Annotated in this window: 13 protein-coding genes and 1 riboswitch; of the genes, 12 read left to right on the plus strand and 1 reads right to left on the minus strand. The window is 35.7% G+C overall.

The genetic code is table 11. From position 1 onward, the window contains the following. The first annotated feature begins 118 nt into the window (after nt 1-118). Nucleotides 119-1735, plus strand: coding sequence for a phosphoenolpyruvate carboxykinase (ATP) (gene pckA, locus AC3WRL_RS09295; RefSeq protein WP_214830810.1), 1617 nt, complete (start codon nt 119-121; stop codon nt 1733-1735). Nucleotides 1736-1811: 76 nt separating this feature from the next. Here pckA and AC3WRL_RS09300 read toward each other — a convergent pair whose 3' ends face one another. Next, nucleotides 1812-2216 carry a type II 3-dehydroquinate dehydratase gene (locus tag AC3WRL_RS09300; RefSeq protein WP_214830812.1) on the minus strand — a complete coding sequence of 135 codons (405 nt, stop codon included), beginning with the start codon at nt 2214-2216 and terminating at the stop codon, nt 1812-1814. 243 nt (nt 2217-2459) lie between these two features. Next, a riboswitch (SAM riboswitch) is annotated at nt 2460-2556 on the plus strand. An 83-nt stretch (nt 2557-2639) separates the two neighbouring features. On the opposite strand from AC3WRL_RS09300, the gene AC3WRL_RS09305 reads away from it, so the two are divergent. The 11 genes from AC3WRL_RS09305 to AC3WRL_RS09355 all read left to right on the plus strand — a co-directional run bounded on the left by AC3WRL_RS09305 (nt 2640) and on the right by AC3WRL_RS09355 (nt 19928). After that, on the plus strand, nt 2640-5555 hold the full coding sequence (locus tag AC3WRL_RS09305) for a SusC/RagA family TonB-linked outer membrane protein (RefSeq protein ID WP_492330153.1): 2916 nt from the start codon (nt 2640-2642) through the stop codon (nt 5553-5555). A 17-nt stretch (nt 5556-5572) separates the two neighbouring features. Beyond that, on the plus strand, nt 5573-7063 hold the full coding sequence (locus AC3WRL_RS09310; RefSeq protein WP_492330154.1) for a RagB/SusD family nutrient uptake outer membrane protein: 1491 nt from the start codon (nt 5573-5575) through the stop codon (nt 7061-7063). A 404-nt stretch (nt 7064-7467) separates the two neighbouring features. Further along, on the plus strand, nt 7468-7791 hold the full coding sequence (locus tag AC3WRL_RS09315; RefSeq protein WP_214830818.1) for a DUF6660 family protein: 324 nt from the start codon (nt 7468-7470) through the stop codon (nt 7789-7791). Nucleotides 7792-7931: 140 nt separating this feature from the next. Continuing rightward, nucleotides 7932-12290, plus strand: a complete 4359-nt coding sequence (locus AC3WRL_RS09320; protein WP_492330155.1) for a CusA/CzcA family heavy metal efflux RND transporter — start codon at nt 7932-7934, stop codon at nt 12288-12290. Between the two features lies 1 nt (nt 12291). Continuing rightward, nucleotides 12292-13539, plus strand: coding sequence for an efflux RND transporter periplasmic adaptor subunit (locus AC3WRL_RS09325; protein WP_492330156.1), 1248 nt, complete (start codon nt 12292-12294; stop codon nt 13537-13539). Between the two features lie 39 nt (nt 13540-13578). Beyond that, nucleotides 13579-14319, plus strand: a complete 741-nt coding sequence (locus tag AC3WRL_RS09330; RefSeq protein WP_214830824.1) for a methyltransferase family protein — start codon at nt 13579-13581, stop codon at nt 14317-14319. Between the two features lie 30 nt (nt 14320-14349). Beyond that, a complete protein-coding gene (locus AC3WRL_RS09335; protein WP_492330157.1) occupies nt 14350-15231 on the plus strand; it encodes a bestrophin family protein in 882 nt (293 codons plus the stop codon). 20 nt (nt 15232-15251) lie between these two features. After that, a complete protein-coding gene (locus AC3WRL_RS09340) occupies nt 15252-16148 on the plus strand; it encodes a cation diffusion facilitator family transporter (RefSeq protein ID WP_214831315.1) in 897 nt (298 codons plus the stop codon). Between the two features lie 15 nt (nt 16149-16163). Next, nucleotides 16164-16583 carry a Fur family transcriptional regulator gene (locus AC3WRL_RS09345; protein ID WP_214830829.1) on the plus strand — a complete coding sequence of 140 codons (420 nt, stop codon included), beginning with the start codon at nt 16164-16166 and terminating at the stop codon, nt 16581-16583. Between the two features lie 44 nt (nt 16584-16627). After that, nucleotides 16628-18586 carry a heavy metal translocating P-type ATPase gene (locus AC3WRL_RS09350; protein ID WP_492330158.1) on the plus strand — a complete coding sequence of 653 codons (1959 nt, stop codon included), beginning with the start codon at nt 16628-16630 and terminating at the stop codon, nt 18584-18586. Between the two features lie 625 nt (nt 18587-19211). After that, nucleotides 19212-19928, plus strand: coding sequence for a hypothetical protein (locus AC3WRL_RS09355; RefSeq protein ID WP_492330159.1), 717 nt, complete (start codon nt 19212-19214; stop codon nt 19926-19928). The last annotated feature ends 274 nt before the right edge of the window (nt 19929-20202 follow it).

Consider the following 20202-nt stretch of genomic DNA (forward strand, 5'->3'; position numbering starts at 1 on the left):
TACAACTCTTCATTTTTCTTTGTCATTCTGACTTATATCATTATATTTAACCACCTTTAACAATAAATTAATATTTAATTTTGTTGGACTAAAAAAAGAAATAGAAAATATAAGTAAAATGAAACACGCTAAAATCATCCAGGATTTACAAAAATTAGGGATTAAAGGAGACTATGAAGTAATATATAATCCTTCTTATGAGGAATTATTTCAAGCAGAAGTTTCTCCCGAAAATCAGGGTTTTGAAAGAGCTGAACTTACGGAATCTGGTGCAGTATCAGTAAAAACGGGAATTTTTACAGGCCGTTCTCCTAAAGACAGATATATTGTTCAGGATGATGTTACAAGAGACACAATTTTCTGGGATGGTAAAGTGAATTTACCTACAACAGCAGAAATCTTTCAGTCTTGTAAAGAATTAGTGCTAAACCAACTTTCTTCTTCTAAGAAAATTTATGTTGTAGATGCTTTTTGTGGAACAAATGCTGATACAAGACTTAAAGTAAGATTCATTGTAGAAGTTGCATGGCAGGCGCATTTCGTTACTAATATGTTCATCCGTCCATCTCATTTTGAGCTGGAAAACTTTGGAGAGCCGGATTTCACTGTAGTGAATGGGTCTAAAACAACTAATCCAAACTGGGAGGCTCAGGGATTAAATTCTGAGAACTTTGTAATGTTCAACCTTACTGAAAAACTTCAGATCATTGGTGGAACATGGTATGGAGGAGAAATGAAAAAAGGAATGTTTGCTATGATGAATTATTATCTTCCTTTGAAAGGTATGGCATCAATGCACTGTTCTGCAAATGTAGGTGAAGAAGGAGATGTTGCCTTATTCTTTGGTCTTTCCGGAACAGGAAAAACGACTTTATCTGCAGATCCTAAAAGATATCTGATTGGTGATGACGAACACGGTTGGGATAATAATGGAGTATTCAATTACGAAGGTGGTTGCTATGCTAAAGTAATTGATTTATCAGAAGAAAAAGAACCGGATATTTTCAGAGCGATTAAGAGAGATGCACTTTTAGAAAATGTTGTTGTTCATAATGGGGTTTCTGATTATACAGATGGTTCAATCACGGAAAATACAAGAGTTTCTTACCCGATTTATCATATCAACAAAATTGTTTTGCCTTCTAAGGCCGGACATGCAAAAAAGATAGTTTATCTTTCTGCTGATGCGTTCGGAGTATTACCTCCGGTTTCTATATTGGATGAAAACCAAGCTCAGTATCACTTCCTGTGTGGATACACTTCTAAATTAGCTGGAACTGAAAGAGGAATTACTTCTCCAGAACCATCGTTCTCACCTGCATTTGGTGAGGCATTCTTAACATTACACCCAACTATGTATTCTAAAACACTGATTGGTAAAATGAAAGAACACGGTGCAAAAGCTTATTTGGTAAATACAGGTTGGAATGGTACTGGTAAAAGAATTTCTTTAAAAGATACAAGAGCCATTATTGATGCGATCATTGATGGGTCTATCGAAAATGCTCCTAAGACGAGAATTCCAATTATGAATTTAGAGATTCCTACTTCTTTACCAAATGTTACGGAAGGTATTCTAGATCCTAGAAATACGTATAATGATGCAACTGAATGGGAAGAAAAAGCAAAAGATCTAGCTTCAAGATACATTAAAAACTTCGAACAGTATTGTAATACTGAAGAGGGGAAAAAGCTTATTGCTTCAGGTCCGCAATTACAGGAACAAACAATTTAAGACAAACCATCTTAATATAAAATTAAAGCCTCATCATTGATGAGGCTTTTTTATTTTTTTCTTTTGTGACCAAAAATTAGAAGCTCAACAGCGCTAATCTGTAACCTTGTAAGCCAAAGCCTGATAATACCGCATCAGTATATGCAGCAGTCACAGACTTCTGACGAAACTCTTCTCTTTTATAAATGTTGCTGATATGGACTTCAATTTTAGGCTTTTGAATGTTTTTTAAACAATCAGCTATAGCATAAGAATAGTGGGTAAAAGCTCCCGGATTTATTACTAAAGCATCAAAATTATCTTCCTGAAGTCTGTTGATCAGTTCACCTTCAATGTTAGATTGATAATAGTTCAGCTCTTGAGTAGGAAATTCCGATCTTAATTTATCTAAATATTCCGCCATTGAAATTGTTCCGTAAATTTCCGGTTCTCTCGTTCCTAGCAAATTAAGATTTGGACCGTTTACAATTAAAATTTTCATACTATAAAATTAAAAAGTTTTTTTGATTAGCATTTATATTTCTGTCTTTTATTTCAATAAGGTGGATTACATTATTTTTAATGATATTTCTCATGTTTGAAAATTTAACATTTTTTCTAAAGCTCTATTGATAGGCAGTTTATGTAAAAATTTAGTTAATTTTTGAGAAATTTTAATAAAAAATTTAATAGTCTACTTGTTTTATAGACTAATTGTTTTTAGATTTGCACCCATATTTCGATCGGCTTATAAAGAAAGATGGAGGGAACTGACCCTGTGAAATCTTAACAACCTGCATAATGCAAGGTGTTACATTCAGCCTTTTAAGGGAAAATAAGCATTAGGTTAATCAAATTTATTGATGCCCTTTGCTGTATTTTCCGCAAAGGGTTATTTTTTAATATTTCATAAATAAAATTGATTATGGTTAGTAAAAATTTATTTAAGGCTAAAATTTGGATTCCACCAAGTGCTTTGTTTTTCTTAGGAATTATGAGTGTGAATGGTCAGGAAGCAAAGCCTAAAAAAGATACACTTCGGGAAAAAGATATTGATGAAGTTGTCGTAGTTGCTTACGGTAAAGCAAAAAAAACAAGTTATACAGGTTCTGTAGCAACAATCTCAAGTGAAAAGATTAATAACAGACCAGTTACTAATATTACCAAGGCACTGGAAGGGCAAGTGGCAGGACTGCAGGCAGTAAGTTCCTCCGGACAACCTGGAGCCACAGCAACGATACGTATCAGAGGGATCGGATCTATCAGTGCTTCAAGCAATCCTTTATTTGTTGTAGATGGAATTCCTTTTGATGGAAACATTAATTCTATCAGTCCAAACGATATTGAGTCTATCAGTGTTTTGAAAGATGCTACAGCGAGTTCTTTATATGGATCACGAGGGGCAAATGGTGTTATAATAGTAACAACAAAATCCGGAAAAAAAGGCGAGCCTCGAATCAACTTTAATATGAGCCAGGGTTTTTCCAGCAGAGCAGTAAAAGATTATGAGCAGGTAAATACAGATCAGTATTTTCAATTGTATTGGGAAGCTTTGAGGAATGGATATCAATCAACTCAGATATCTTCACAACAGGCAGCACAGATGGCTACAAACAATTTGGTGAACGAATTGGGAATTAATCCTTATGGACCAAATTATGCTCAGCCAGTAGGAACCGATGGAAAGCTTTTACCTGGAGCTAAGGCTTTATGGAATGATGACTGGCGGGATATTCTTCAGAGAGTAGCTTCAAGAAATCAAGTCGATCTTGATTTCAGCGGTGGAAATGAGAAAGGGAATTACTTTTTTTCATTAGGGTATTTGGATGATAAAGGAATTGCCATTGGTTCTGGTTTTAAAAAATACAGCACCAGATTAAAAATTAATAATGAAGTCAAAAAATGGTTAACTATTGGTGCTAATTTAAGTTATACCAATAGTCTTCAGGAAGCTCCACCTTCTTCAGATTCAAGAACAGATAATATCATTAATGCAGCAAGAGTAATTCCTTCTTTTTATCCATATTATGAAAGAAATCCGGATGGAAGTTACATACTGGATGCCAATGGAAACAATATCTATGACTTTGGAAAATACAGACCAACAAGTGCTTTGCAGAATCAAAATGCTGCGGCAACTTTACCTTTAGATAAAAACGAAAACAGAGAAGATAATTTTTCAGGAAAAGGATTTTTAGACTTTACTTTTTTACCAGAGTTAAAATTTAAATCAAGCTTCTCAGTTGACCTGGTCAATTATAATGGACATTATTATTCTAATCCATTGTTGGGCGAGGGGAGTGAAATAGGTGGTTCTGTAACGAAAACAAATTCGAGAACCCTATCTTATACAACCAGTAATATTTTGACCTATGATAAAAAATTCAACCAGCACCATTTCAATATTCTGGCAGGGCAGGAATTTTATCATTATGAATATCAAACAATATCTGGAAACAGAAGTCAGTTTTCTCTGCCTTATTATTATGAGCCGGATGCAGCTGCCCTGTTGGGAGGATTCAGTGGGAATAGTGATAAATTAGGTCTACTGAGTTTTTTAGGTAAAGCAGAATATGATTTTAAAAACACTTACTTTATTTCAGGGTCTGTAAGAGCGGATGGTTCTTCAAGATTTTCACCTGAAAATAGATGGGGAACTTTCTGGTCTGTGGGAGGTTCATGGAAAGCCTCAAATGAAAGTTTTATTAAGAATTTGAATTTCTTTAATCAGCTTACTCTTCGTGCAAGTTACGGAGGTCAGGGAAATGATAAATTAAGTACATATTATGCTTATCAGAGTTTATATGCATTTTACAATAATCTTGGTGAAGGAGGAACTGTAGCAAGCAGACTTCCAACTCCGAATTTAAAATGGGAGACAAATCTCAATTTAAATGTAGGATTAGAGTTTGCAATACTTAACAATAGAGTTAAAGGGAATGTAGAGTATTTCCAACGCCAGAGTAAGGATCTTTTATTTGACAGACCATTAGCTCCTTCTCTTGGTTTTACCGGGTATTCTGCCAATATTGGTGAATTGAAAAATACAGGGTTTGAATTCTCATTATTTACTACACCTGTTAAAACAGATGATTTCCAGTGGGACGTTGATCTTAATTTAACCACTCTGAAAAATAAAATCACAAAACTTCCAAAAGGATCTATTGTTACAGGAACCAAATTATTACAGGTTGGAGGTTCAGTCTATGATTTCTTTATTCCTGAATGGGTGGGTGTTGATCCAGGCAATGGGTCTCCTTTATGGAAATACATCTACCAGGATGCGAATGGAAATACAGTGGAAGGGACAACCTCAGAGTATGCAAAAGCTACAAAAACCTTACAAGGGTCTTCTTTACCTAAGTTTTCCGGTGGATTGACCACAAGCATAACCTATAAAAACTTTGATTTTTCAGGATTGGTAACCTTCAGTGTTGGAGGTAAGATCCTTGATACGGATTACACGATGCTAATGTCTAATGGAAGCAGTGCAGGAAGAGCCTGGAGTGCTGAAATGATCAACAGGTGGACGCCGGAAAATCCAAATACTGATGTACCGGCTTTAAGTACGAAAACAAACAACTGGACATCTGCATCTTCAAGGTTCCTGTATTCGGGGACCTATGCCAGAGTGAAAAATGTAAGCATTGGATACACACTGCCTTCAGACTATTTTGGGAAGTTAGGTTTAAAGAAATTTAGAATTTATCTTCAGGCTGAAAATCTACTTACTTTTTATAAGCATAAAGGAATGGATCCGGAGCAGACGCTCGATGGAACGACCTATTATAGGTACCCTGCAATGAGAACAATAACTTTTGGCCTTCAGGCAACCCTTTAAAAATTAAAATTAAAGCAATGAAAAAAATAAAATATATAGCCTTTATAATTGCAGCACTGTCTTTTTCCAGTTGTGCAAATGATCTGGAAACAGCACCTACTAACCAGGCAAATGAAGCAGAAGTTTTTAAAACTGCTGAAAGTGCAGAAACGGTTATTAATGGAGCTTGGGCAAAATTTAATGATGATGGAACTACCTATGCTAATATTGGTTATTCCACTGTGCTGAGAACAAGTGATACTATGGGAAGTGATGTTGCGGTTCTCACAAATAAATATGGATTTGCATCTCCGTATGCATTTACCGATCTGGTAAACAATACTGGAAGTCGCTCGCAATTTATCTGGAGTATGTTATATTCCACGATCAATAATATGAATAATGTGATAGCAAGAATTGATGGAGTAGAAGGGAGTCAGTCCAAAAAAGATCAGGTTAAGGGACAGGCAAAAGCTTTACGTGCTTTTTGTTATTTGAATTTAGCTAGTTTTTATCAGTTCAGTTATTTAAAAGATAAAAATGCTTTGGTAGCGCCTATTTATACTGAACCTACTACAACGAATTCGGTAGGAAAGAAAAGAGCCACCCTTGAGGAAATCTATACTTTAATTAAAAATGACCTTTCAGAAGCCAGTAATTTGTTGCAGAATTATACCAGAAATAATAAGGATAAAATTGACAGGTCTGTTGTAAACGGACTGTTGGCAAGAACTTATCTGAATACTGGAGAATGGGCTAAAGCGGTTACTGCTGCACAAATAGCAAAAGCAGGATTTCCATTAATGGCCGCTGAAAAATATAAAGATGGATTTAATGATATTACTAATGCGGAGTGGATTTGGGGACATGGCCAGACGCAGGAACAATCAGGTGAAAGTTATGCCTTTCATTATCTGGATGTTTCTTCTTCAGGAAGTTATTATTACAGTTTCATGGCCGATCCTTATTTTAAAGATCTGTTTGATACCAATGACATCAGATATCAGTTGTTCCAATGGGATGGACTTCCGGGAAGGGAAGGACTTTTAAGATATGCTAAATTTAAATTTAAAGCCAATCTTATTGCAGACATTGTCTTCATGAGAGCTGCTGAGATGTATTTAATTGAAGCAGAAGCAGAAGCCAGAAATGGAAATGTGACCAATGCGGTGACTATTTTAAACCAATTAAAATCTGCCCGACATGCCAATGTGTATACTGGACCTTTAGCACAGAATGATGTGATTAAAGAAGTCCTGATTGAAAGAAGAAAAGAATTATTTGGGGAAGGGTTCTCTTTGTCTGATATTATCAGAACTCAAGGTACGGTAGCAAGAAAACCATACACTGATGCGAGTGGACAACCGATTAAAGTGCAGATAACAACTCCGGATGGTACAGTGAAAACAGTGAATGGGAGAGGACACTCTATATTTGCTTTCCCTGATCAATCTGTATTTGCTCCCAACAGTAGATATTACTTGTTTACGATTCCGCAGAAGGAAGTGGAGAATAATCCAAATTTGTAGTGATTATTTTTGCTGAAAAATGATATAAATAAACCCCTTGTATTTGCAAGTGGGTTTATTTACTTGAAAATTCGATATTTTCTTTTACTTGCTTTATATCTATAATAGATTAATAAATCTAATATTACCATGAATTGATTAAGCTTTTTACTTTTATCATGCTCTATTATTTCATTGGCAAGGAAATAATCATAAGTAATTTTTAATAGTCTTTTATTGGTTCTCATCTCTACTATTTTTGAATGATTATCAATAGTATGGTTAAAAAGACTGAAGAATAATATAGTTTTTTATAAATGATTAGTTAAATTTTAAATATAGTTCTTTGCGGGCTATCGCCTAAAATAAATATACAATATCGGGATTTAATTTTTTTTTAATAAAAAAAATATACCTTTGTCACAATGAACTTGTTAAGATGGATTTTAGCATTCTATTTTATGGCATTATCTCTAATGCCATGTGAAGATGTGCATAAACAACCCAATTCATCTACAACTAATGCATCACTAAGTATCGGGCAGCCCCATACAAAAGACAAAGGCGATATCTGTTCTCCTTTATGTGTCTGCAACTGCTGTCAGATTACGGTGACAGCTTTCAAAACAGAACCCCTACTAAGTGTTCCAAAACAGGTTCAGACTTATTTTTCAAAAAAGATTCTTTTTCAAAAGAATGATTTTGCCTATCAGGTTTACGAGAATATCTGGCAACCCCCTAAAATTTAATTTTATTGACTTTTAGAAAGTAATGCTTTCTAACCTACGTGAAACTTTGCAATTACATTGCAAGGATCTTCATGATACTTTTGCACATGACATTTTAAAATGCCATCGTGTGTATATTTTCAATAAAATAAATCTTATTTGTGTTAGATAAAATCATAAAATTCAGCATCAATAACAAGTTTATCATAGGTATTATGACCTTGTTATTGATTATTTGGGGAGTTTGGAGTGCTACCAGACTACCTATAGATGCCGTACCTGATATTACCAATAATCAGGTGCAGATTATTACTGTATGCCCTACCCTGGCCGGCCAGGAGGTAGAGCAGTTGGTTACTTTTCCGATCGAACAGAGCATTGCCAATGTTCCTGGGATTGAGGATACAAGGAGTATCTCAAGATTTGGTCTTTCTGTTATTACCGTAGTTTTTAAAGAAGATGTAGATGTCTATTTTGCCCGGCAGCTCATTAGTGAGAAATTAAAAGAAGCAGCTGAGGAAATACCAAAAGGTGTTGGAACTCCGGAAATGGCTCCTGTAAGTACGGGATTAGGAGAAGTATACCAATATATCCTTCATCCCAAAAAAGGGAGTGAGAAAAAATATAATGCTAAAGAACTACGTACAATGCAGGACTGGATCGTACGTAGACAACTGAATGGAACTCCTGGAGTTGCAGAGGTCAATAGTTTTGGGGGGGAATTGAAACAATATGAAGTAGCTATCAACCCAAATCGTCTTAAAGCAATGGGAGTAAGTATTACAGATATATTTACCTCTTTAGAAAAAAACAACCAAAATACGGGTGGAGCCTATATTGATAGGAAGCCCAATGCGTATTTCATTCGTGGAATAGGTATGGTAACCTCTTTGGAGGATGTTAAAAACATTGCAGTAAAAAATGAAACAGGCAGTGTTCCGATTTTTATTAAAGATGTAGCCGATGTTCGTTTTGGAAGCGCCGTTCGTTACGGTGCCATGACCTTTAATGGAAAAGTAGATGCGGTAGGTGGAGTTGTCATGATGCTGAAAGGAGCCAATAGTAATGAAGTCGTAGATAATATTAAGGCTAAAATACCAACCATTCAAAAATCTCTTCCTAATGACGTGGTGATCGAACCTTTCCTTGACAGGACGGATCTGGTTGGAAGAGCAATGAAGACTGTAGAAAAAAACTTAATAGAAGGTGCACTTATTGTCATCTTCGTACTTGTTGTTTTCCTGGGGAATCTTAGAGCTGGTCTTATTGTGGCCTCAGCAATTCCGCTTTCGTTATTGTTTGCTCTGGGAATGATGAATGTTTTTGGAGTCAGTGCCAATTTAATGAGCTTAGGGGCTATTGATTTCGGATTAATTGTAGATGGAGCTGTCATCATTGTGGAATCAACATTACATATACTGAATCATAAAAGTAAAGGAAGGCTTACCCAGATCCAGATGGATAAGGAGGTGGGAACTGCCGCATCTAAAATGATGAACAGTGCCATATTTGGACAAGTCATTATTCTGATAGTATATATTCCCATCCTTACTTTAGCGGGAGTAGAAGGGAAAATGTTTACCCCGATGGCAAAAACGGTAGGATTTGCCATTATCGGAGCAACGATTTTATCTGTAACGTATATTCCGATGGTGAGTGCATTGTTTCTTTCAAAAAATATTAAAAATAAAAAAACGATCAGTGATAAAATAATGGATTTTCTGCAACGCATTTATCAGCCGCTGTTGCAAAAAGCGATTAGATTAAAATATATGATCGTCTCTATAACAATTTTCATTTTCGTTGTCGCTGCTTTTATATTTAAAGGTATGGGAGGGGAATTTATTCCGCAGCTGCAAGAGGGTGATTATGCATTCCACTGTATTTTGCCACAAGGAAGTTCTTTAAGTCAAAGTCTTGAAACTTCAATGCAGGCTTCGAGAATTATTAAACAATTTGATGAGGTAAAAATGGTCGTTGGAAAAACGGGATCCGCTGAAGTGCCGACCGATCCAATGCCACCTGAAGCAACTGATATGATTGTGGTTCTAAAACCTCAAAGCGAATGGAAAACAAAGAAATCATATACGGAACTGGCTGATGAGATCAGTGAGAAACTAGAGGCGATTCCGGGAGTATTCTTTGAAAAGAACCAACCGATACAGATGCGTTTTAACGAATTAATGACAGGGATCAGACAAGATGTAGCGGTGAAGATCTTTGGTGAAAATCTTGATTCCCTTTCCATTTACGCAGATAAAGTAGGAAAAGCAATACAGACTGTAGATGGAGCAACTGCACCACAGATTGAAAAAGTAAGTGGTCTTCCACAGATCAATGTGGAGTATGATAGAACCAGAATTGCTAATTATGGATTGAGTATCGAAGATGTTAATAATGCTTTAAGCACTGCTTTTGCAGGGAAAAGCACGGGACAGGTTTTTGAAAATGAAAGACGTTTTGACTTAGTTGTTCGTTTAGACAGTCTTAACAGAACGAATATCGATGATGTGAATAATCTGATGATCACAACCAATACTGGCGCTCAGATTCCTCTTTCACAGGTTGCTAATATCAGTTATAAACTGGGTCCGGCGCAAATAAGTCGTGAGCAAGGGAAACGAAGAATCGTAATTGGATTTAATGTAAAAGGGCGTGATGTTGAAAGTGTGGTAAAAGATATTCAGGTGAAGCTTGAAAAACAGATAAAATTACCATCAGGATATTATTTTACTTATGGAGGACAATTTGAAAATTTACAGGAGGCAAGTAAGCGTCTAACGATCGCTGTTCCTGTGTCGTTATTTTTGATCTTTATGTTACTGTATTTCACTTTTCACTCCTTCAAACAGGCTGCGTTGATCTTTACTGCTATTCCGATGAGTGCTATTGGTGGCATATTTGCCTTACTTCTCAGAGGAATGCCATTCAGTATAAGTGCAGGAATAGGATTTATAGCATTATTTGGAGTCGCGGTTCTTAATGGGATCGTTTTGATAGGAACCTTTAATGAACTAGAAAAAGAAGGTGAAAAAGATATTCTAAAAAGAGTTATTGAAGGAACCAAAACGAGACTTCGTCCTGTTTTGATGACGGCAACAGTGGCCTCATTAGGATTTTTACCAATGGCGATATCAACTGGAGCGGGGGCTGAGGTTCAAAAACCTTTGGCAACAGTAGTAATAGGAGGATTAATTTCAGCCACCTTTTTAACACTGTTTGTATTACCGATGCTGTATATGATTTTCAATACAAAAATTCCACTAAAGAAAATAAAAATGAAACCTCTGACAACAGTGATCATTCTTGGATTTTTAATGTTGGGGCAAACGTTAAATGCACAGTCTAAAACACTTTCTGTAGAACAGGCAGTAACAACGGCAGTAGAAAATAACCTGTCTTTAAAATCCAAGGATCTGAGTATTCAGGCTGCAGAAGCATTAAAACCTACGGCCAGAGAATTGCCAAAACTTGGTTTTGACGCTCAGCTTGGTCAATATAACAGTCCAAAATTTGACCAGTCTTTTGCGATCTCACAAAGTATTCCATTTCCCACTATTTTTAAAGCACGGAAAGACTTGATCACGGAAACAGTGAAAAGTAAACAGATCGATAAAGAAGTATCAGTTAATGAATTGGTAAAGCAGGTGCGTTCTTATTACTATCAGATAGAATATCTGCAGTACAATAAATCGCAACTAAAGAATCTGGATAGCCTTTACCGGGATTTTATCCGTATTGCAACGGTAAGATTCAAAGCGGGGGATATCAAAAAAATAGAAATAAGTACTGCTGAAACCCAACAGGGGGAAATCAACCTTCTGCTAAATCAAAATCAGGTGTATTTAAATAATGCTTATAAAAATCTGAAAGTTCTCTTAAATACTTCAGAGGATTTTGAAATTCCATTTAATGGAAATTATGAACCTTTAAAAGCTGAAAATGTTCTGGATATCAAAGCTGTTGATAATAATCCGACGATAAAAGCTTTTTATCAGGAAATGGAAATTGCCGAAAGAAATAAGAGTGTCGAAAAATCGCAGGGACTTCCCGAGTTCAGTATTGGATATACCAACCAGTCATTAATTGGATTATACCAAAAAAACGAACAAGATGTATTTTACAATTCAGGAAACCGTTTTAATTCTGTGACTTTGGGAATTGCTATTCCATTAACGTTCGGAGCTACAAAAGCCAGAATTAAATCATTAGAATATCAGAAGCAGGTTGCGGAAACCAATGCGAAATATAAAAAGAATCAGCTTTCCACACAATTGGAAAATGCTTTTACCCAATATCAGCAGGATGCTCAGCAGTACGATTATTATGTGGGGCAGGCTATTCCCAACGCTGATAAAATAGTGAAGGCAGCACAATTAGGATATAGAACAGGAGAAATCACCTATGTAGAATATCTTTTTGCCTTACAGACAGCTACTAATATTCAATTAAAATACTTAGAATCTATTCAGCAGGTCAATCAATCTGTAGTTACTATTAATTCAATAATTAATAAATAAAATGAGAAAAAAACACATCATCATATATTTTACATTTCTTTCTTTATTCGTCATTAGTTGTGAGAAAAAGAAAGAGGTAGCTGAGACTGCTGCGGGGAAAACAGAACAGAAAGCTGAAAGCCCTGCAGAAGTTCCTCAAACGATTGCTTCACTTACAGAAGAGCAAATGAAAGCAGTAGGAATTACACTGGGAACCATTGAAATGAAGGAATTGACTGCAACGATCAAAGCAAATGGATTACTTAGAGTTCCGAACAACAATAAAGCAACAATAACTTCTCTATATGGAGGAATTATAAAAACACTCAATGTTCAGGTAGGAAGTTTTGTAAATAAAGGACAGGTAATTGCAACCATTGCAAACCCTGAATTTATTCAGCTCCAGGAAGACTATCTGACTACGAACAGCAGGATCACTTTTGCTGAGCAGGAATACAGAAGACAGCGGGAGCTTTTTGATAATGATGCCGGAGCAAAGAAAAATCTTCAAAGCTCTGATTCGGAATTGAAAACGTTAAGAACAAGAAAGGCATCCTTGCTGAGACAACTTCAAATGATGGGAATAAATCCCGGAAGTGTAAATAATGCAAATATGAGATCCGGCCTGGTAATTACGGCTCCAATAAGTGGGACAATCAGTAGTATTGCTGCCCAGATAGGAAGCTATGTAGATGTTTCATCCCCTGTTGCAGAAATTATTGATAACCAATCGATACATTTAGATCTGCAGATTTTTGAAAAAGATCTGCCAAAAATGAGAGTGGGGCAGATCGTACATTTTAAACTGACCAATAACCCTGAAACGGAGTATGATGCAAAAGTGTATAGTATAGGGTCATCATTCGAAAATGATAGCAAAACAATTTCTGTACACTGTAATGTTACAGGAAATAAAACAGGTCTTATTGACGGTATGAACATTACCGGAATCGTAAGTCTCGATTACAGCACAACTCCTGCAATCCCTAATGAAGCAATAGTAGAAGCAGATGGAAAGTTTTATGTCTTTGTACAGACGGATAAAAAGCCGGAAGAGGATCATGATGAAGCTGAGATAAAAGCCGGGAAACCTAAAAAGAATATTAAAACAGTCAATTTTGAAAAAATAGAAGTTGTAAAAGGTTCTACTGATATGGGATATACGGCTGTTACTCCGGTACGGGAAATTGCTTCGGATTCTAAAATAGTTGTAAAGAGTGCATTTTTTGTCAATGCCAAGCTTACGAATGGCGGAGAACATGATGAATAGATTATCTAAATAAAAACACAAATAAGAAAAAATTGAAAAATGGCTTTAAAAGAAGAACTTGAAAAACAGGGAAACTGGCTGTTTAAATATAGAAGTACTTTACCGATAGGTATTTTATTTGTCGGTTTAGTAGTTTCTATCCAAACTAATTTAAAAGAAGAAACAAACAGCTGTACCATATTCTATGAATTTGCATGCTTATTCGTAAGTATGATTGGCCTCGGAATTAGAATATACACAGTGGGATATACACCTAAGAATACGTCGGGAAGAAATACTTCGGAAGGGCAGGTGGCTGATACTCTTAATACAACAGGAATTTACAGCGTAGTAAGAAATCCATTGTATTTGGGAAATTTCTTTATGTGGTTAGGCCTTGCAATGTTTACAGAGAACTTATGGTTTATCATTTCTTTTGTTCTTTTTTACTGGATCTATTACGAAAGAATTATATATGCAGAAGAACAATTTTTAGAAAGAAAATTTGGTGAAAAATATAGATCATGGGCAGATAAAGTACCGGTTTTTATCCCTAACTTAGGGTTGTTTACAAAGAATGAGTTGTCTTTTAGTATAAAAAAGGTGCTGAAGAAAGAAAAGAACGGGCTTTTTGCCATGTTTCTGATTTTCATGGTGTTTGATTTAATTGGGGAATGGATTAGAAATCATTCTGATCATAACTTATTTTTCATTTCAGGAACTATTTTTACAATGATTATTTACATTGTACTTAAAGTGTTAAAAATGAAAACAGGTTTTTTGGAAAATAATAGATCGTAAAGGATTAAAACTTAATTAAAAAGAACAATTATGTTATTAAATAAAAGATTATCCATTTGGTATTTCGTCAATGAAATAAAATCTCAGATGCTTTTCCTCTTTATATTTGCTGTATCCATAGGACTTTTAGATTTATTACCTGGATTTCGTAAGATATCACTTCCGTTGAATGTGCCTGCACTTATAGGAACTGCAGTATCTCTGTTATTGGCTTTCCGTACTTCACAATCCTATGAGCGATGGTGGGAGGCAAGAATTGTTTGGGGAGCTATTGTGAATGACTCGCGGACTTTTGTAAGATTGGTCATGCAATTTTTACCGGAAGGTCATGATAAAGAAGTTGAGAAGTTTGCTGAAAGACAGATTGTCTGGACGTACGCACTTGGAGAATCCTTAAGAAAACAGCCTTTTTCTGATCGTGTACATGATTATCTGGGTGCAAATAAAATTTCGGGGTTTAATATTCCTAATGCTTTGCTCGATGAACATTCTAAGCAGGTTAAAGAAATAATGTATGCAAAATCTATTTCAGAATTTCAGCAATTACAGCTTAATGATGCAATAACTAAACTTTGTGACAGTATGGGAAAATGTGAACGGCTTAAAAATACTGTTTTCCCGAGATCCTATAGTATTTTAGTTCATGTATTAATTTATGTGTTTGCGGCTATACTGCCATTTGGTCTGGATGATAACCAGTTAATAGTTGAGATCGCACTTACTTTTTTGGTTCCCACTATGTTTATTGCCATTGAGAGAACATCTATTATCATGCAGGATCCATTTGAAAATACTCCTGTTGATACACCAATGACTTCCCTGGCGCAGACTATAGAAATTAATCTGAGACAGATGATTGGAGAACAAAATGTTCCTATGAAGAAAGAGAATCCTTTATACTATGAAATGTAATTAAACCTATTTCTGAAATGATGAACGAAAAAAATACACAGACCGCTTCGGCGGCAAGTAAACACAAAAAAAATCTTCTTCTTGTATTAGCTTTAAGTGGAACCTACCTTATAGCCGAGGTTATTGGAGGTGTTATTACTAACAGTCTTGCATTATTAGCTGATGCCGCACATATGCTTACCGATGTGGTGGGATTGCTTCTGGCATTTATCGCCATAAAAATAGGGGAGCGTAAAGCTGATTCTAAAAAAACTTTTGGCTATTACCGAACAGAAATATTAGCGGCTGTAATTAATGCTGTAGTACTATTGGGAATTTCCCTGTATGTTTTGTATGAAGCTTATCAGCGATTTCAGAATCCACCGGAAGTGCAGAGTAAATCGATGTTGATTGTCGCAGGAATTGGTTTAGTTGTTAATATTGTTGGCATGATGATCCTTAGAAAAGATTCCGAGGCAAGTCTGAATATGAAAGGAGCTTATTTTGAAGTGCTTTCAGATATGCTTACTTCAATAGGGGTGATGATTGCTGGTGTGATTATGCTTACAACCAATTGGTATTATGCAGATCCATTGATCTCAGCAGCCATTGGATTGCTGATCTTTCCAAGGACATGGCGCCTTCTGAAAGAAGCTGTAAATGTATTATTGGAAAGCACACCTAAAGATGTGGATATAGATCTTCTTCGTAAATCCTTAGAACAAATTCGCGGAGTAAAAAGCCTTCATGATCTTCATGTATGGTCACTTACTTCAGGAATTAATGCAATGAGTGCTCATGTTGTTAAAGACGATACGATTACTCAGAATCAGTTGCTGGAAGCCCTTACAGAAGAGGCGATGACCAAGTTTAAAATCAGTCATACGACCTTTCAGATAGAGGAGGAGGGATACAAGGAAGGGGCTGTCCATTCTTAATTAAAATAGCAGAAAATGAAAAAAGAGATAGAAAATAAACTGATAGATAAAAATACCAAACCGACAAGTATGCGGATTCTGGTATATGATTTTTTAAGCTCTCAGGAAATGGCCTTATCGTTGTCTGAAATTGAAAATTCTTTTGACAACGCGGACAGGACAACAATTTACAGGACGTTGAAAACCTTTGAAGAAAAAGGGATTGTTCATAGTATACAGGAAAATACAACAACCAAGTATAAACTTTGTGATGATGATTGTGATGAAAAAACACACAAAGACTGGCATCTTCACTTCTACTGTAAGATATGCAAGCAAACCACATGTAAGGAAGATATTTCGTTTCCGGAAAATATACAGACAAATTTCAGGATTGATGAAATAAGACTTTTTGCCAAAGGTATTTGTGAAACCTGTCTTGAAAGTTTGCAATAGTATTGCAACTGTTTTAAAATTAATTTTGTTGAAAATTATAAGTTATGGAAAAATGCTGTGATACAAAACCTCAAGAAAAAAAGCACGATCACTTTGAAGGAGACGGCCATGATCATGGGCATTCTCACGATACGTCGGATAAAACAACGTTTCAATTATTCTTACCTGCGGTGATCTCTTTTATTCTTTTAATGATAGGGGTTGCTTTAGATAATTATATAAAAACAGAATGGTTTACCGGTTGGGTTCGTATCGCTTGGTATTCAGTGGCATATATTCCGGTAGGACTTCCCGTATTAAGAGAAGCTTATGAAAGCATTATAAAAGGTGATGTTTTTTCAGAATTCTTTTTAATGGGAATTGCGACAGTAGGGGCATTTGTTATTGCACAATATCCGGAAGGAGTAGCCGTAATGCTGTTTTATGCTGTAGGAGAGGTATTTCAGGCATTGGCTGTTACAAGAGCGAAAAGTAATATTAAATCACTATTAGATCAGCGTCCCGATGAGGTGACGGTTTTAAAAGATGGTCAGCCACAAACTGTAAAAGCTGAAACTGTAGGTATTGGTGAAATTATCCAGCTGAAGTCTGGAGAGAAATTAGGGTTGGACGGCGAATTACTTTCTGAAACAGCAGCGTTTAATACAGCAGCCCTTACAGGGGAAAGTAAACCTGATACAAAATCAAAAGGTGAAACAGTTCTGGCTGGAATGATTAACTTAAATACAGTAAGTCAGATTAAAGTGACTACTGCTTATCAGGACAGTAAATTGAGTAAAATTTTGGAACTCGTTCAAAATGCAACTGCCCAGAAAGCACCAACCGAATTATTCATCAGAAAATTTGCAAAAGTATATACCCCGATTGTGGTGCTTCTTGCCATAGCAATTACCTTATTGCCTTATTTTTTTGTAGCGGATTATCAGTTTAGAGACTGGTTATACAGAGCCTTAGTGTTCTTGGTGATTTCTTGTCCTTGTGCTTTGGTAATTTCTATTCCATTGGGATATTTTGGCGGGATTGGAGCCGGAAGCAGAAATGGGATCTTGTTTAAAGGAAGCAATTTCTTAGATGCTCTTGCTAATATTCAGAATGTGGTGATGGATAAGACCGGAACCATGACAGAGGGTGTTTTTAAAGTTCAGGAAGTAGATTTTAAACCTGAATTTGATAAAAAAGAAATATTAAAATTGGTCAATGTTTTAGAAAGCCAGAGTACCCACCCTGTAGCAACGGCTATCCATGAATATGTAGGTGAAATAGATCACTCGCTTCCTTTAGAAAATGTAGAAGAAATTGCTGGACATGGATTGAAAGCAACAATTAACGGAAAGGAATTGTTAGTTGGAAACTTCAAATTAATGGATAAGTTCAATATTAACTACGATATTAATCCTGATCATATTGTATATACCCTGATCGCAGTAGGTTATGATAAGAAATTTGTAGGATATCTTACCATTGCAGACCGTATTAAAGATGATGCTCAGCAGACGATCAACAAGCTAAGAGCATTAAACATAAAAACAACCATGCTGAGTGGTGATAAAACCTCAGTGGTAAAATATGTAGCAGATACTTTAGGAATTCAGAATGCTTATGGGGATTTACTTCCGGAAGATAAAGTGAATAAAGTAAAGGAGATCAAGGCTAAAAATGAAACGGTTGCCTTTGTCGGAGATGGAGTGAATGATGCACCCGTTGTCGCTTTAAGTGATGTAGGAATTGCGATGGGTGGATTAGGAAGTGATGCAACAATTGAAACCGCTGATGTTGTGATACAGGATGATATGCCGAGTAAAATTCCGATGGCAATTCATATTGGAAAGAAAACAAAACAGATCGTTTGGCAGAATATCATCTTAGCATTTGTTGTTAAAGGAATTGTTTTAATTCTGGGAGCCGGAGGTTTGGCAACCATGTGGGAAGCTGTATTTGCGGATGTAGGAGTTTCTCTGATTGCGATCCTGAATGCCGTAAGAATACAAAGAATGAAATTTTGATGGGGCTTTAGTTACTTTTCACAAAAAGGGAATTTCATCTTTATAGCTAAGCCGTAATTTAGATATCACACAAAAATCTGTATGGTTCATGTTGCAAAGAATTAGAAAATGTTTTGGGATCCAGGATAATAACGAATGAGAAGAATGTTCAGTTACTCGAATTTTCCGAGTACCTGCTTCCGATGTGAAAAATAATAATCCAAATAGGTAATAAGGCGTTAAATTTCCTAATTATGAGATAATAAGGTATGATTTATGATTTTATTTTAAAAGATAACAACTAATATTTTGTTTTATGCAAAAAAGAGTTTTTCTTTGCAGAAATTTAGTTAATTCATATCCCTCCTCTCTATGATCGATGTAGTTATAGCTGCTAATCATTAAATAAATTAATTAAATATAAAAAAACACATTGAAAAAAAATTATCCTAAAACACATCAGTCCGCTCTTTTTAGAGACAATGGAAGTACACTCTGTAATATACAATAATTGATTTTTAGCATATAAAATAGTTGAATATGGATATTCAGCTATGGATCACTTATTGGAGGTAATCGCTGATTTTTCAGGGACTACAGTCACTTTATACAATACACACAATTTTTTAATTTTAACAATACACACATGAAAAAATTATTATTTATTTCCAGTATTTTACTGGGAGCTTATTTACAAGCACAGGTAGGAATTAATACGACTACTCCAACTGCAACACTGGATGTAAACGGGGATGCCCGAATTAGAAAGACGGACAGTATCACTACAGCCCCAAAATATGTTTTAACACCTGATGCGGATGGAAACATAAAAAAGGTTAATGTCAATAAAATAAAAAGTAATGACCATACAGCGATAAACTCTAAAGTTATAGTAGTTGTTAATAAAATGGGACCCCAAGTTCTACCCGTTAGAGGTACTGATTATAATGTAACTTATGATGGTGCTATAAGTGGGCTTAACTCAAATTTATTATCCCTGAATAGTGCTAAAGATCGTATTAATTTACCCCCCAACAGAAACTTTAAAGTCACGGGATTTATAGGAGTTAGAGGTAGTTCCAGTGGTGCTTCTAACACTGATCCTGGATACGTCACATCAATATTTCAAGCTGGTGGGGATGTTACAACTATAGTTTCTACATTAGGTTATACAGAATCTTCTACTGAAAGGTGGGATGATGGAGGAGTCACTCCTCCGATTATAATATTATCTACAGGACCTAATCCCAGTTATGTGGAATTAAAAATTCGATATGGGGGAGGTAGTGCTAGTAATTATTACATTTCGGGGGCGGCATCAAGAGCTACCGTAGGAACCTACCTTTTACTAGAAGAACTTTAATCTAAAGAATTCCCCGGGAGAGCCCGGGGAATTTATTTATTGCGCCTATAGTTATAAAAAGTTTAAATGCTGGTGATTTAATAAGGCTTACATATTATAGAACGTTGCAGCTGGGTAGTTCATTTAGCTTCTAATTATGGGCCAGCATCCTATACATTGTCAATCTCAAAACTTTAGTAATATGTAGAACAAGGTCTTTTAATAAGAGTGCAATATCGACGATAAAATCTTTGCGCCTTAAAACATTGTTCATTAAAATAATTTGCGCCATAGC

The sequence above is a fragment of the Chryseobacterium sp. FW101-FHT12H09 genome (assembly GCF_058790395.1).